The 14,397-nt window shown below is 73.5% G+C and carries 13 protein-coding genes; 2 read left to right on the top strand and 11 right to left on the bottom strand.

Annotation, left to right across the window (positions count from 1 at the left end; all coding sequences use genetic code 11):
- Nucleotides 1–10 precede the first annotated feature (10 nt).
- Genes K7396_RS35345 through K7396_RS35325 form a run of 5 tightly spaced genes read right to left on the bottom strand, consistent with a single transcriptional unit; the run spans nucleotide 11 to nucleotide 5,685 of the window.
- Nucleotides 11–1,300 carry an MFS transporter gene (locus K7396_RS35345; protein WP_152104924.1) on the bottom strand — a complete coding sequence of 430 codons (1,290 nt, stop codon included), beginning with the start codon at nucleotides 1,298–1,300 and terminating at the stop codon, nucleotides 11–13.
- Entirely contained in the window at nucleotides 1,297–2,355 is a 1,059-nt protein-coding gene (locus K7396_RS35340; protein WP_152104925.1) for a mandelate racemase/muconate lactonizing enzyme family protein, read from the bottom strand. Before K7396_RS35340 ends, K7396_RS35345 begins: the two co-directional genes overlap by 4 nt.
- On the bottom strand, nucleotides 2,352–3,548 hold the full coding sequence (locus K7396_RS35335) for a PLP-dependent cysteine synthase family protein (protein WP_152104926.1): 1,197 nt from the start codon (nucleotides 3,546–3,548) through the stop codon (nucleotides 2,352–2,354). Before K7396_RS35335 ends, K7396_RS35340 begins: the two co-directional genes overlap by 4 nt.
- The gene (locus tag K7396_RS35330; RefSeq protein WP_152104927.1) at nucleotides 3,545–4,432 is read right to left on the bottom strand and encodes a Rossmann-like domain-containing protein; all 888 of its coding nucleotides are present in this window, start codon (nucleotides 4,430–4,432) and stop codon (nucleotides 3,545–3,547) included. The genes K7396_RS35335 and K7396_RS35330 overlap by 4 nt, the downstream gene beginning before the upstream one ends.
- Nucleotides 4,429–5,685 (bottom strand): ATP-grasp domain-containing protein, encoded by a 1,257-nt coding sequence (locus tag K7396_RS35325; RefSeq protein ID WP_152104928.1) that lies wholly within the window; start codon nucleotides 5,683–5,685, stop codon nucleotides 4,429–4,431. The genes K7396_RS35330 and K7396_RS35325 overlap by 4 nt, the downstream gene beginning before the upstream one ends.
- A gap of 170 nt (nucleotides 5,686–5,855) precedes the next feature.
- On the opposite strand from K7396_RS35325, the gene K7396_RS35320 reads away from it, so the two are divergent.
- On the top strand, nucleotides 5,856–7,343 hold the full coding sequence (locus tag K7396_RS35320; RefSeq protein WP_086716242.1) for an alpha/beta hydrolase: 1,488 nt from the start codon (nucleotides 5,856–5,858) through the stop codon (nucleotides 7,341–7,343).
- 48 nt (nucleotides 7,344–7,391) lie between these two features.
- On the opposite strand, the gene K7396_RS35315 is transcribed toward K7396_RS35320, so the two are convergent.
- From K7396_RS35315 to K7396_RS35290, 6 genes are all read right to left on the bottom strand, one after another.
- The gene (locus K7396_RS35315) at nucleotides 7,392–8,051 is read right to left on the bottom strand and encodes a CatB-related O-acetyltransferase (protein WP_086716243.1); all 660 of its coding nucleotides are present in this window, start codon (nucleotides 8,049–8,051) and stop codon (nucleotides 7,392–7,394) included.
- A 131-nt stretch (nucleotides 8,052–8,182) separates the two neighbouring features.
- Complete coding sequence (locus K7396_RS35310) at nucleotides 8,183–9,415, bottom strand: cytochrome P450 (RefSeq protein WP_086716245.1); 1,233 nt, start codon at nucleotides 9,413–9,415, stop codon at nucleotides 8,183–8,185.
- A gap of 35 nt (nucleotides 9,416–9,450) precedes the next feature.
- Nucleotides 9,451–10,815, bottom strand: a complete 1,365-nt coding sequence (locus K7396_RS35305; RefSeq protein ID WP_086716246.1) for an NAD(P)/FAD-dependent oxidoreductase — start codon at nucleotides 10,813–10,815, stop codon at nucleotides 9,451–9,453.
- Nucleotides 10,805–11,014 (bottom strand): ferredoxin, encoded by a 210-nt coding sequence (locus tag K7396_RS35300; RefSeq protein ID WP_086716248.1) that lies wholly within the window; start codon nucleotides 11,012–11,014, stop codon nucleotides 10,805–10,807. Before K7396_RS35300 ends, K7396_RS35305 begins: the two co-directional genes overlap by 11 nt.
- Before the next feature lie 187 nt (nucleotides 11,015–11,201).
- Entirely contained in the window at nucleotides 11,202–11,795 is a 594-nt protein-coding gene (locus K7396_RS35295; RefSeq protein ID WP_152104929.1) for a hypothetical protein, read from the bottom strand.
- Nucleotides 11,796–11,933: 138 nt separating this feature from the next.
- Nucleotides 11,934–12,887 (bottom strand): LPXTG cell wall anchor domain-containing protein, encoded by a 954-nt coding sequence (locus K7396_RS35290; protein WP_086718708.1) that lies wholly within the window; start codon nucleotides 12,885–12,887, stop codon nucleotides 11,934–11,936.
- A gap of 636 nt (nucleotides 12,888–13,523) precedes the next feature.
- Here K7396_RS35290 and K7396_RS35285 point away from each other — a divergent pair.
- Nucleotides 13,524–14,129 (top strand): hypothetical protein, encoded by a 606-nt coding sequence (locus tag K7396_RS35285; protein ID WP_086718707.1) that lies wholly within the window; start codon nucleotides 13,524–13,526, stop codon nucleotides 14,127–14,129.
- Nucleotides 14,130–14,397: the final 268 nt, after the last annotated feature.

Genomic DNA, 14,397 nt, shown 5'->3' with positions numbered 1-14,397 from the left:
CATGGGAGTGTCACGCCTTTCCCGCCGTCGTGGCCGCCGTCGTGGCCGCCGTCGTTTCCTCGGTGGTCCGTCCCGGCAGGGCCCGGAGGCGGTGCAGCCAGCCGACACCGGCGGCGGAGGCGAGGCCGAAGGCCAGCGCGCACGCCCAGGGCAGCCATGGCGTACGGGTGTGCTCGCCGGTGTCCATGGCCCAGCCGATGACGGTGTTGCCCACCGCCGCGGCGATGCCGGAGACCACGTAGAAGAGCCCGAAGTAGGTGCCGGTGAGCTCCGCGCGCCCGAAGGCGGGGATCAGTTCCATCACGAACGGCTGGGCGATCATCACGCCCAGGTAGAGCAGCAGCGCCCCGGCCAGGACGGGCAGTGCGTGCAGCGCGGCGGCGCCGGGGCCGGCGGGCGGCGGTGCCGGTCCGGCGACGGCCATCGGCGGGAGGAAGGCGAGACCCATCAGCGCGAGCCCGGCGCAGATCCACCGCGCCCGGTCGCCACGTCCCTTGAGTGCGCGGGTGATCCGCAGCTGGAGCGCGAGGTTGGCGACGGTTCCGACGAGGAAGACGAGACCGGCCGCGCCGTCCCAGCCGGTCGCCCGCCGGGCGCCGTCGGGCAGCAGCAGATAGAGCTGGTTCTGCAGGGTGAACATGCCGACCATGGCCAGGGCGAAGGCCAGGAAGACGCGGTTGCCGAGCACTTCGCGCCAGTCGCCGAGGACGCTGTTCTCGGCCGGGGCGACCGTACAGGGCGGCAGCACCAGGGCCTGGGCGACGGTGAGCAGCGCGAAGAGGGCGGCGGCGGTGAGCGCGGCGGCCCGGAAGTCGACGAGCAGCAGGACGCTGCCGAGCAGCGGCCCGACCAGGGCTCCGGTGGTCGCGAAGACGTTGAAGAGGGCGAAGGCCTCGGCCTTGCGGTCGCCCGCCGCCTGCGCGAGGTAGGCGCGGACCGCGGGGTTGAACAGCGCGCCGGCGAGCCCGCTGAGGACGGACGCGGCGACGAGTACGGCCAGGCCGTCGCCGAGCGCGAAGAGCCCGAAGCCGACGGTGCGCAGTGCGCAGCCGGCGATGATGACGCCGCGCGCGCCCAGCCGGTCGGAGGCCGAGCCGCCGATGAGGAACAGCCCCTGCTGGCTCAGATTGCGGACGCCGAGCACGATGCCGACGACCGCGGCGGACATCCCCAGGTCCTCCCCCAGGTGCACCGCGAGGTACGGGATGAGCAGATAGAAGCCGGTGTTCACGCCGAGCTGGTTGATGAGCAACAGGCGGATGGCGAACGGGAACCGGCGTATCTCGTGCCAGATCTTCACCGTGCGGCCTCCGCATCGCGGACCGGCCGCACTCCGAGCCCTGGTTGCCGGCCGGCCTCCACCGTGCCGTCGGTGCCGCCGATGCCGGTCCAGGGGTCGTGGGCGAGCAGCAGGTGGCCGTCGAGGTCGGTCCAGCGGGCCCGGTCGGCGAGGTGGACGGCGGGGGCGAGGCCCAGGGAGCTGGCGGTGAGGCAGCCGAGCATCAGGTCGGTGCCGCTGCCGGCGATCAGGTCGGCGATGCGCAGTGCGGCGGTGACGCCGCCGCACTTGGCGAGCTTGACGTTGATGCCGTGCACCCGGCCGGCCAGCCGCCGGGCGTCGTCGGGGCCGGCGGCGTCCTCGTCGGCGATGACCGGCAGTGGCGAGCGCGCGGCGAGGCGGGCCAGCGTCTCGGGGTCGCCGGGGGCGAGGGGCTGCTCGACGGCCTCGATGCCGAGGTCGGCGTAGCGGGGCAGCAGGTCCTGTGCCAGGGCCGGGTGCCAGGCGCCGTTGGGGTCGAGCAGCAGCCGGGCGTGCGGCGCGGCGCGGCGGACGGCGCGTACCCGGTCGAGGTCGTCCTCGGGGTCCGGGGCACCGGCCTTGAGCTTGAGGACGGAGAAGCCCTGCCGGGCGAGCCGGGCGGCCTGTTCCGCGGCCGCGCGGCAGGAGGTGATGCCGAGGGTGCGGGCGGTGGCGGCGCGCGGCGGCGCGGTGCTGCCCAGCAGCCGGTGGACGGGGGCGCCGGCGCGCTTGCCGACGAGGTCGAGGAGTGCGGACTCCACGGCCGCGGTCACCGCCGGGGGCGTGCCGGGTGCGGGCAGATCGCCCGCGCGCAGCGCGTCGAGCGCGCTCTCGGGGTCGGTGCAGCGGGCGAGTTCGCGTCCGGCCGTGTGCAGCAGCCGGCCGAGGGTGGCGGTGTCCAGGCCGTAGTAGGTGCTGGTGACGGCTTCTCCGTGGCCGTGCCGGCCGTCGTGTTCGACGGCGAGCCAGACGGCGTCGCGGGCCGCCATCGTGGAGCGGGATATGCGCAGCGGTTCGCTGAGGGCGAGTCGTACGGTGCGCTGGCTGACCTTCACGGGGCTTCTTTCCGGGTGGTGCGGCGGGCGGTTCGGGGGGACTCCGCGGCGGGGGCGGTGGGGACGGGGCGGGGGCCGGTCGCGGCGGGGAGCGGGGTGGCGGGAGGGTCCTGGCGGCCTTCGGCGGCCGGGGGTGCGAGCGGGTCGGCGACCGTGCGGCAGCGTGTCCATCCGGTCGCCTCCGCCGCCCGCGGGTGCGGGATCTCGACGGGCCGGGCGGCGGCGCGGGTCAGGTCCAGGCCGTGGGCGGTGGTGAAGTCGTCGTCGTAGACGCTGCCCAGGTAGCGCTGCGGCCCGTCCGGGAAGACCGTGGCGACCACGGCTCCGGGGTGGACGCGGGCGGCCCATGCGGCGACGAGGGCGACGGCGCCGGTGCTCCAGCCGCCGCTGACGAAGTTGCCGGCGGCGAGCCTGCGGCAGGCGGCGGCGGACTCGGCCGGGCCGACCCAGTGCACCTCGTCGAACGCGTCGTAGGCGACGTTGCGCGGGTGGATGCTGCTGCCGAGGCCGCGCATCAGCCGGGCCCTGGCGGGCTGGCCGAAGATGGTCGATCCGGTGGCGTCCACGCCGATCAGGCGCAGCCGCGGCCAGTGCCGGCGCAGCGGGGCGACGACTCCGGCGCTGTGGCCGCCGGTGCCGACGCTGCACACCAGGACGTCGAGGTGGTCGAGTTCGGCTGCCATCTCGGCGGCGAGGGAGGCGTAGCCGGCCACGTTGTCGGGGTTGTTGTACTGGTCGGGCCAGTAGGCGCCGGGGAGTTCGGCGAGCAGGTGCCGCAGCCGGGCGAGCCGGGCGGCCTGCCAGCCGCCCTCGGCCGCGGGCCGGTCGACCAGTTCGAGCCGGACCCCGTAGGTGCGCAGCAGGCGGCGCATGGAGGGTTCCAGTTCGGTGTCGCCGACCAGGACGACGGGGTGGCCGAGTGCCTGTCCCGCGAAGGCCAGGCCGACGCCGAGGGTGCCGGAGGTGGACTCCACGACGGGGGCGCCGGGGCGCAGTTCGCCGCGTTCCTCGGCGCCGAGCAGCATCGAGACGGCGGCTCGCGCCTTCATGCCGCCCGCGCCGAGCCCTTCGAGCTTGGCCCAGAAGCCGGGGTGCGGGCAGGGCAGGTCGGTGGTGACGCGGGCGAGCGGGGTGCGGCCGAGCAGGCCGAGGAGTGCGCGGTTGCCGGTGGGCGGTGCGACGGCGGTGGTCACCGGGCGGCTCCCGGTGCCGTGGTGCCGTAGCGGTGGATGAGCCCCGGTCCGCCGTCGAGCCAGAAGAACGGGTAGGGCTCGGCGCACACCGCGCTGACCCCCGAGCCGAGGAACCGCGGCAGTACCGCGCTGCCGGTCTGGGCGAACATCACCAAAGGTTTGCCGTGGCGCCGGGCGTGTTCCCGCAGCGGTTCGAAGCTGCCGTTGCCGAGCGTCATGCCGGAGGCGAGGACCGCGTCGCAGCGCTCCGCCTCGGCGAGCGCGTCGGTGCGTACGGGCTCGCCCCACTCCGTCGTGCCGCCCTTGAGGTCGCAGGGCACGTACGGCATTCCGCGCTCCCGCAGCGCCTCCAGCAGCGAGTTGACGACGCCGACCACGAGCACCCGGGCGCCGGGCGGGGCATCGACCAGGGCGGTGACCGCCCGCGCCCTGGCCCGCGACTTGCGCAGCGACGACCCGGCGGGCAGCGACCAGGGCCGGGCGCCGTTCGCGGGCGTGTGCGGGCGTACGTGCATCAGATACGCGTCGAGGGCGGCCACCCGCACGGGCCGCAGCTCGTGTTCCAGGAGGTGGGCGAGGTCCGCGCCGACGCAGTCCTCGACGGCCGCGTCCGGCAGTTCTCCGGGCTCCACGGCGCAGGAGCCGACCGCCGCCGCGAGCCGCAGGCTCAGCACCTCGTTGCGGTAGCCGCCGCCGCGGCCGTCATGGCGTACGGCCTGGCGGGTGCTGAAGGCGACGGAGATCCGGTGGCTGCGCGGGGCGGGCCCGAACTCGCCGTCCAGGACGCGGGCCACGAGGTCGTCGTAGGAAGCGGCGGGGGCGTCGAACGGAGCGGCGGGGACGGGGGCGTCGGGGTCCGGGGTGCGGGTGACGAGCGGGTTCATCGGTTCACCACCCGCGGGCGCAGCTGGGACAGCAGCGCCTCGACGCGCCGGCGCGCGTCCGGGCCCTCGGCGTCACCGGCCATGACGTGTCCCAGGTAGGCGTTGTTGCTGCCGGCCTCCTTGACGGCCGTGCCGGGCTCGGCGAGCTGGAGTTCCAGTACTCCCGGCGCCGCGCCCACGAGGTCGGCGCCGTCCACCGCCTCCAGCACGCCGGCGGTCTGCGGCACCACGAAACCGATGGCCGCGCTGCGCAGTCCGGTCTCCCGTGTCCGCAGGTCGGGCCGCTGTCCCCGGGCGACGTCCACACAGGCGGCGGCGGTGTCGATGCCGGTGACGTGGCGGATCAGTTCGGTGATGCGGTTGCCCGCGGGGCGGGGGTTGACCTCGACCAGGCGGGGGCCGTCCGGCGTCAGCTTGATCTCGGTGTGCGCGACGACGCCGTCGAGCCCGAGTGCCTCGATCGCCCGGACGGCCGTCTCCTGCGCGGCCGTCGCGTCGGCCGCCGGCAGCGCCGCGGGGAACATGTGGCCGGTCTCGATGAAGGCCGGTGCCCCGCCGACGCTCTTGTCGGTGATCCCGATCACCTCGGTGCCGCCGTCGAAGGTGACGGTCTCGACGCTGACTTCGGGGCCGTGGAGCAGCTCTTCGAGGAGGATCACGGGCGCCCTGCGCTGCCCTCGGGCGTTGACGGGGAAGCCGTCGAGCGCGCGGCAGGCGCGGATCAGCTCCGCTTCGTCGTCGACGCGCCGGACGAACATCCCCGCGCACAGGTCGACCGGCTTCAGCACCAGCGGATAGCCGATCTCCGCGGCCGCGGCGGCGGCTTCGGAGCGGTCCGCGCAGACCGCGTAGCGCGGCCCGGGTATCCCCGCGGCGGCGAGCAGGTGGCGGGTGGCGTCCTTGCGGCAGGCGTTCTCGACGGCCTCGGGCGCCGGGCCGGGCAGGCCGAGGCGGGCGGCGATCCGGGCGGCGGTCGGGAGGTAGTAGTCGCAGGAGGTGAGGACCCCGTCGAAGCCGAGCGCCGGCTGCAGCCGCGCCACGTAGGGCAGCAGTGTGGCGAGGTCGTTGGTGTCGGCGGTCAGCACATGGCGGGCGCCGAGCAGGGGGTGGGCGGTGCCCTCGGGGGCGGTGCGCAGGTAGTGGTGCAGGTCGCGGGTGAGGAAGGTGAACTCGTGCCCGCCCTCACGGATCGCGCGTGGCAGCAGCCTGCTCATCGCTCCGACCCAGCTCTCGACCATCAGCAGATGAGCCACGGTGTCCCTTCTTCGCAAGCGTTGTCCGCACGGGTGGCGGCGGTGGGTGACGGTGATGCCGCGGCATGACGAGACCGCCGGGCTTGACCGGCCATTACTGTAAACGATAATCATTTTCATCGCTACATCCGCTCAGCGGCCCCTCCGCCGCACTCCCGAAGGCGAAATCCGTGCTTCCTGCCCTCCGCCGCACCGGCCTGCTCTGCGCCCTGACGGCCACCGCCGCCCTGCTCCCCGCGGCCCCCGTGCACGCCACTCCCCCGGCCGCCGCCCTCCGCTTCGGCCCCTGCCCGGACTCCGTACCGGACCCGCCCGCGCCCGCACACGTCGAATGCGGCCGCCTGAGCGTGCCGTTGGACCGGGACCGCCCGGACGGCAAGCACCTCGACATCGCGGTCTCCCGGGTCCGCGCCTCGGGACCGGCGTCCGACCGACGGGGCGTCCTGCTGGTCAACCCCGGAGGTCCCGGCGGCTCGGGCCTGCCCTATGCCGTCACCAAGCGCGCCAAACTGCCGGAACGCGTACGGCGGGCGTACGACGTGATCGGCTTTGACCCCCGCGGCACCGGCGCGAGCGCCCCCGCCGACTGCGGCCCGATGGGCGGCCTCTTCGACGCCCCCGCGCCGGACCCCGTCCCGGCGAGCCGGCCCGCCGAGAAGGCCCACCTCGCCACCCTCCGCAGGACCGCGGACGACTGCGCCCGCGGCGTCGCGGACGCCCTGCCGCACCTGTCGACGACCGAGACCGCCCGCGACATGGACGCCCTGCGCGCGGCGCTCGGCGAACCCCGGATCGGCTTCCTCGGCGTCTCGTACGGCAGTTACCTCGGCGCGGCCTATGCCGCCCTCTTCCCGCAGCGGGTCGGCCGGATGGTGCTGGACAGCGTCGTCGGCCCCTGGTCGTGGTACGACTTCGACCTCGTGCAGGGCCGGGCGCTGATCCGGCAGCGGGACGTGTTCTTCGCCTGGGCCGCCGGGCACCACCGGCGCTTCGCGCTCGGTGCCGACGGCGCGGCGGTGCGTACCGCCTACCAGCGGGTGCGGGACGGTCTCGCGAAGCATCCCGTGGACGGCTTCGGTGCCGCGGAGTTCGACCGCGCCGTGTACCGCGCGCTGGGCCGCGCCGAACGCTGGACGGGCCTCGCCGACGGCCTGCGGACGTATCTGCGCGACGGGACCACCGGCCCGCTGCGCCCGGCGGAGCCCTTCGACGGCGCCGCCTCACGCACCTACGAGGCCGCCAACCGCACCGTCAAGTGCGCCGACGGACCGGCACCGGCACCCGCCCGCGTCACCGCCGACATCCGACGGATACGCCGCCTCGACCCGCAACCGGTGCTCACCGGTGTGGAAGCCTCGGTGTGTGCCTACTGGCACCACCGTCCCGCACGCCGCACACCGCTCGGCAGCCCCGACGCCCCGCCCGTCCTGCTCATCGCCTCCACGCACGACCCCGTCACCCCCGTCCGGGGCGCCCTGGCACTGCAACGGCGCCTGCCCGGCTCGCGGCTCGTCTCCCTGCACGACGACTACTCCCACGGCGTGTTCGCCAGCCGCGGCAACGCCTGCGTGGACGGCACGGCCGCCGCGTACCTGCTCGACGGAACCGTCCCGCGAACCGACGTCCACTGCACCGGGCCCGGCCTGCCGACCCCCTGAACCCGGCCGGGCACGCCCGCGGACCGCCCGGCCCGCCCCGCGACGCGGTCACCGCTCCCCGGGGCGGGCCGCCTCCAACGCGTCGACGCTGCCGGACATGACCGCCGGAAGGTGTGCGGTGAGGTGGTCGAGCGGCCAGTCCCACCAGGCCACTTCCAGCAGCCGGGCGATGTCCGCGTCGTCGAAGCGACGGCGGATCAGGCGGGCGGGGTTGCCGCCGACGACCCCGTAGTCCGGAACGTCGTCGACGACGACGGAGCCGGACGCGATGACCGCGCCATGGCCGATCCGGACACCGGGCATCACCATGGCCCGGTAGCCGAACCAGACATCGTTGCCCACCACGGTGTCGCCCCGGCCGGGCAGCCCGGTGATCAGGTCGAAGTGCGCGGCCCAGGAACCGCCCATGATCGGGAAGGGGAACGTCGAGGGCCCGTCCATCCGGTGGTTGGCCCCGTTCATCACGAACCGCACCCCCTCCCCCAGCGCACAGAACTTCCCGATGACCAGCTTCTCCGGCCCGTAGTGGTACAGCACATTGCGGGTCTCGAACGCCGTCGGATCGTCCGGGTCGTCGTAGTAGGTGAACTCCCCCACCTCGATCAGCGGCGAGGTCACCAACGGCTTCAACAGCACCACCCGCGGCTGCTCGGGCATCGGATGCAACACGGTCGGATCCGCGGGACCGGCGGGAACAGCAGGCACCATCAGGGCATCCTCACGACAGGCGGGGCAGACGAACTCCCCATGATCGCAACCGACTCCGTCGACGGGCCAGGCATTTTCCCGACGGCCCGGCCGCCGGGGGCGAACGGACGGGGCACCGGTGAGAACCCGCGCTACCGCCGCTCTCGCCCGCCGGACCGCCCGTCCTCGATGAGCAGGTGGCGGGGGCCGCGCAGCACGGGACTGCGGCGGTAAGGGGGCGGGTCCTCCAGCAGGCGGGGGGCGTCGAGGTGCTGGAGAAGTCCGTGGAGGGCGATCTGCGCCTCCAGGCGGGCGAGGGGAGCGCCGAAACAGCTGTGGATGCCGCTGCCGAAGCCGAGGTGCTGGTTGTCCTCGCGGGCCGGGTCGAAGCGGTCGGGGTCGCGGAACCTGCGGGGGTCGCGGTTGCCGGACGCGAGCATCAGGATGAGGGGCGCGCCCTTGGGGACGGTGACGCCCGCGACCTCGATGTCGGCCAACGGCGTGCGCTGCGGGAGCATGTGGACGGGCGGCTCGTAGCGCAGCAGCTCCTCCACCGCCCTGGGCATCAGGGCGGGGTCGCTGCGCAGGCGTGCCAGCTCTTCGGGGTGGCGCAGCAGGGTGAGGACCCCGTTGGTGATCAGGTTGACGGTGGTCTCGTGGCCGGCGATGAGCAGCAGCACGGACGTGGTCATGATTTCGAGCGGCGTCAGCTGCCCGCCGGAGCCGTCGCCGACGAACGCGGAGAGCATGTCGTCCGACGGGTGGGCCCGGCGCTTCTCGGCGAGTTCCCCGAGGTACAGGCCCATCTCCTTCCGGGCCTCGACGGCGGCTCGCGGGCGCGCTTCGGGGTCCTCCCCCGGGGTGGGGTCGATGCCCGCGACGATGTCGTCCGACCAGGCACGGAAGCGTGGTTCGTCCTCGATCGGCACGCCCAGGAGACGGCAGATCACCGTGACGGGCAGCGGGTAGGCGAAGTCGTCGACGACGTCGAGGCGTTCCTTGCCGGGGAAGGTGCCGAGGAGGTCCTTGACGATGCGGGTGATCTCGTCGTGCATGCCGGAGATCCGGTCCGGCGTGTGGGGCGGACCGAAGGAGCGCATCGTCAGGCTTCGCAGCCGGTGGTGTTCGGGGTCGTCGAGTCCGATGAAGGCCGGCGGGAGCCCCTGTTCGGCGAGGGCGGTCTCGTCCGGGACGGTGCGCTTGCGGCGGTCCGAGCTGATGCGCGGATCGTGCAGCAGGGCCTCGATCTCGTGATAGGTCCCGACCAGGTAGCTGCCGTCCTCCTGCCGCACCACCCCTTCCTCGCGGAGTTCGGCGTAGAGGGGGTAGGGGTCGGCGCGGTGGGCGTAGTCGGTGATCCGGTGGAACAGGGTGTCCGCAGCCATGCGCGGGGGCTCCTCATCGCTATGGAGTGGCGGTCTCAGCGGGCCGGTTGCACCAGGGTCAGGCGCCGGTCCGGCAGATGGCCGGTGAGCGCGACGGTCGGACCGTGCGACAGCATCTTCGGATCCGGTACGTCGGAGGGGACGGGCTCCGGGGACTCGATCTGGTCGGCGGCCCCCTGGGCGGGGGGAAACGGCGCCGCCGTCTCGATCAGCCGCTGGTAGTACTCCAGTGCCTTGGCCTGGTTCACGCTCACCGCCGCCGTGACCCGCCCCCGGTATCCGTAGACGGCCACCAGCCGGGCGTCCTTGAGCGACCCCTGCGCGATGACGACCTGGTCGGAGAAGGTGGGGACGCCGACCGACTTGATGTTGAGGCCGAACTGGCCGGACCAGAACGCCGGAACCGTCAGATGCGGGCGCCGGCGCGGTCCCGGATTGACCATGTTGTGGGCCGCGACCTCGGCCTGGGCGACCGCGTTGCCCCAGTGCTCCAGGGAAAGCAGCTGGTACTCGAAGAGCGGGTGCGGGAACCGGGCCACGTCGCCGGCGGCGAAGATGTCGTCGGTGACGATCCCGTACATGTCGAAGGCGCGGCAGCCCGCGTCACAGGTCACTCCCCGCGGGCCGGCGGCGAGTCCGGACTCGGCCAGCCACTCGGTGTTGCGGACGGCGCCGAGGGCCACCACGGCGACATCGGCGTCGATGCGGGTGCCGTCGGAGAACTGCGCGCCGGTGAGCCGGCCGTCGCCCTCCAGCGCGGTGACCGTCACCCCGCAGCGCAGATCGACGCCGTGCGCGCGCTGCAGTTTCGCGGCGAGGGCCCCCAGCGTGCCGCCGAGCGCACCGACCAGGGGCGCCGGGCCCCGCTCCGCGACGGTCACCGCGAGGCCCCGCTCCCGGCAGGCGGAAGCGATCTCCGAGCCGGTGAAGCCGGCGCCGATGACCAGGACCCGGCCCGGCCCGGCGTCGAGGCGCTCCGCAAGCCGGCCGGCGTCCTCGCTGGTGCGCAGGGTGAACACCCCGTCCAGGGCGGCCTCGGCCGGCTTCGGCCAGGGCCGGGCGCGGGTGCCGGTGGCGATCAGCAGCCGGTCGAAGGGGACCTTCCCGCCGTCGGCGAGGAGCACCTCCTTCCCGACCGGATCGAGCCCCGTGGCGCGCACCCCGAGTCTCCACTCGGCGTCCACGGGGCGCCGCCGCGGCAGCCCCGTCCGGTCGGCCGGTGCCTTTCCGAGCAGCACCTGCTTGGACAACGGCGGTCTGTCGTACGGGGGATGCGGTTCCTCCCCGATGAGCGTCAGCGAGCCGGCGAACCCTTCGTCGCGCAGCGTCTCGGCGGCCCGCAGCCCCGCGAGCGACGCACCGACGACGACGATGCGGCCGTCGCGCGGTTCACCCCGCATCGGCGCCCGCCTCCTCGCCCACGAGAATCGCCTGCACCGGGCACGCCGCGGCGGCCCGGAGCACGGCGTCCTGCTGCTCCTCCGGGACGGCCGGGGTGTACAGCAGGGCCTCCTCGCCGTGCAGGGTGAACACGCGGGGAGCGAGGAAGGCACACTGCGCATAGCCCTGACATCGATTGAGATCGACGACGACGTTCACCGCCGGCCCTCCTCCCGTCGCCGCACCCGTGGATGGTGTCCTGCCGCTTGTGTCGTACGGGTTCCGTCCTACAGCCGGTGGCGGTGGGCGGCATGTGATGCTGGGCCATCCGGGGGTCTCGCCGAGGCACCTGTCCGGGGGCGGGGGCTGCCGCCGTCGGGCCGCGACGGCGGCAGCCCCGTGGGCGTCAGCCCTTGCGGGGGTAGAAGCCGCCGACCTCGTCGACGCCGGCCGTGCAGTCCGTGTCGCGGTAGCGGTCGGTGAAGCTGCCGGTGAGGCCGGTGAACGCGTCGTACGCGTGGTCCAGGGGCAGGTCCTTGCTCACCCTGAACCGCAGCTGCGCGTGGACGGACTCACGGGGCTTCAGCGTCTTCGGACCGGGAAGGATGCCGCCGGCCTTTCCGTCGGCCTGGCGCAGCGTCTTCCAGGCGCGCTGCGAGGTGTCCCAGTACTGCAGGTCGCCGTACGGGCTCAGGTCGCGCTCGCCCTCGTTGTAGACATAACTGCCCAGCTTGGCGCTGAGTACGAACGACTTCAGCTCCTTCGCCGAGGCGTTGGTGAGCGTGGCGGTGTAGGTCGTCCAGTGCGTGCCGAGGGTGATCGACTTGGGTATGCCGAACGAGCGGCCCACCAAGGTGTGGTGCTGCTCCCCGGTGTCGAGGTCGGAGCACTTCGGGAGTTCCGCGGCGGGGGCCGCCTGGGCGGCGGGGGCGGCGGTCATCACCACGGGGAGCAGGGCGGCCGTCGCGGCCGTGGCCGACAGGGCGCGGCGCAGCTTCATGAAGATCTCTTTCCTGGGTCGTCGGACCCTTTGAGCCGTGTTGCCCATGTCATGGGGTTCCGAGGCCGTGGGTCCTTGGGTCGACAGGTTCATGGAGAACGGGTTCTGGGAGAACGGGTTCTGGGAGGACCGGCGGGTTTACGCGGGGAGGTCCGCGGCGCCCGGACCGGCCGCGCCCTTCCGGCGGCGGACGCCGATGACCGCGCCCGCGCCGACCGCCATCGCGGCTCCGCCGGCGAGCGCGACCGCCGGGGTCGCGGACGAGGAGCCGGTCGCGGCGAGCTCGGCGCCGCCCTGCGGGCTGAGGCCACCGGTGGAGCCGGAACCACCCGTACCGCCACCGGACGCGGCGCCCTTACCGGGCTCGGCCGTGCCTCCCGGCTTGTCGGCCGGGGGCTGCGTCGGCTTCGTGCCCGCGGGGAGGAGGGTGACGTCGTACCAGGCTTCCTTGGCCGAACCGCAGGAGCCGTCGCGGTTGCGGTAGTCGCCGGCGGCGAGCGCGTACCCGGCGCCGGGCTTGGCGTCCTTGACCGCGCGGGTGCGCAGTTGGAGCGTGAGGGTGCTGCGCGGACCGATGGCGAAGAAGCCGAACAGGTCTTCGGGCGCCGCGTCGTGGAAGGTCTTCCACCGCCCCGTCCTGGCGTCGCGGTACTCGGTCTCCAGCTCCCAGTACGGCCGGTCGACATCTTCGGCGGAGGACACCAGCAGGAAGGGCTGGACCTCCTCCAGGGGCTTGCCGGTGGTGTTGGTGAGCGTCATGGAGAAGGGGGTCCAGGCACCGCCCGCGACCAGCCGGCGCGGCAGCCCGTGGACGGCCGCTTGCAACTGGTCGGACTCGAACGCACAGGACTGACCCGCGCCATCGGAATCACCGGCGTCCTTGCCCCTGCCGGTGGCACCACCCGCGCCGGTGGTCCCCGCTAACCGCTCCGCCGGAGTCGCGGCATCGGCGGAGCCGGGAGAGGCGGGCGTGCGGGGGCCGGCCTTGGGCACCGCCTCCGTCGCGAACGCGGCGGTGGGACCGGCCAGTACGGCGGCAGGCGCTATCACGGCAGCCGCTGCGGCGGCCGTCAGCGTGCGGCGAATGTTCATTCAGCAGACCTCTCGTGTCCCAAGTGCCGCCTGGGCGGCACAGATTGACGTTCGCCATGTTCAGGCCGTGCATGACTCATGGCGTGCGGGAGTGTGCACGCAGATATGCGTACATGAGCACACCTGCGCCTTATGTAGGAGGAGTCGCACCACGAAAAGGTTGCCTACTCAAGTCACCGAAGTGACGCATAGGGTGGGAGGTGTCCGGGGATGTCCGCCACGCCCGCCTTCGGGGATCACCGAGCGGCGGATCGGGATGGGGTGACAGGCCGTCATGCGCACCGGCCCGCCCCCACCGAACAACCTCACATTTCCGCACGAGACGCCGGCGAACCGCGCCACCGACGGAAGGACTCAAAGGAGTGACAACCGGACGGAGTTCCGTACCCGCGTTGACCGTGCGTGGGAGCGTATTCACGGCTCGTATGGCTCATTCAAGTCCCTTTTCTTGGCTGCGACAGAAGGGTTGGGCAGCATCCGAACACCCCATGACGGTGGGAATGTTCGGCCGTGGAGCCGACCGCCGGAGCGCCGTGCGCGGCGATGAAAGAGAGCGGTACCGGGTTAATTGCGGGGCGAGATGAGTAACATCCAGCCAACCGCAGATCGATCAGGCAAGAGAGAGCAGGCTTTTTCATGTCAGACTCGGAATTCGCCGTGCAGGTGGCTGCCAAGCTGAAGAGCATCGCGAAGGAGATCGACGAACTGCAGAAGCTCCGGGCGAAGCTGGAGGACCTCCAGCAGCACCTCGAAACGGGCCCCCAGAAGAGGGCCGTCGCGCCGCAGCCCCCGGAGACCGGCACCACGGCGGCGAAGCCGGCGACCGTGCCCGCGGCGCGGCGCGCGAAGCCCGCCGCGCCGAAGGGCAAGCCGGCAAAGAAGGCCCCGGCCAAGCCCGCGGGGAGCGCGAAGAAGGCGCGGAAGGCCACGCCGGCCCGGGGCAAGGCCCGCCAGCGCAACGCCACCCGCGCCGACCGCGTGCTCGCCCTCCTCGACCAGCAGCCGCGCACGGTGACCGAGCTGACGAAGCTGCTGTCACAGGAGCATCCGGACCACACGGCACCGGAGACCGCCGTGCGCAACACCCTGGAGACCTCGCTCGTCGCCAAGGGCCTGGCGCACCGCAGCAAGCAGGGCAGGAGCGTCTTCTACTCCCTCCCGGGCGCTGCCCAGGAGGGCACCAAGGAGCGCGCGGCCGACGCCGCGGAGGCCGCCGAGGAGGCCGCGCCCGCCCGAGCCTGACCGGGGCCGCGCGGGCGAGCGGTCGCTCGCCGCAGAAGGGGCCGGGCGGCGCGGGGCGTGGCGCCGCCGGGACCCACCCCGGCGCTCAGACGGCAGATCGTCTGAGACGATGAAGATCGACAAGAAGCCCTGCAGTGAGAGCGAGCTGTCCGACGCCGCGGCGACGCCACGGCCAGATTCGGACATAACGCAGCGAAAGCGGCGCTTGAGCCGTCGGTGAGGGCAGTCGGAAGGGGGTGACACGGCCGAGTCTTGACGAACCGGCCCC

The organism is Streptomyces angustmyceticus, assembly GCF_019933235.1.
Taxonomy (GTDB): Bacteria; Actinomycetota; Actinomycetes; order Streptomycetales; family Streptomycetaceae; genus Streptomyces; species Streptomyces angustmyceticus.
The sequence above is the reverse complement of the archived record's forward strand: the minus strand, read 5'-3'. Positions and strand labels throughout refer to the sequence as shown.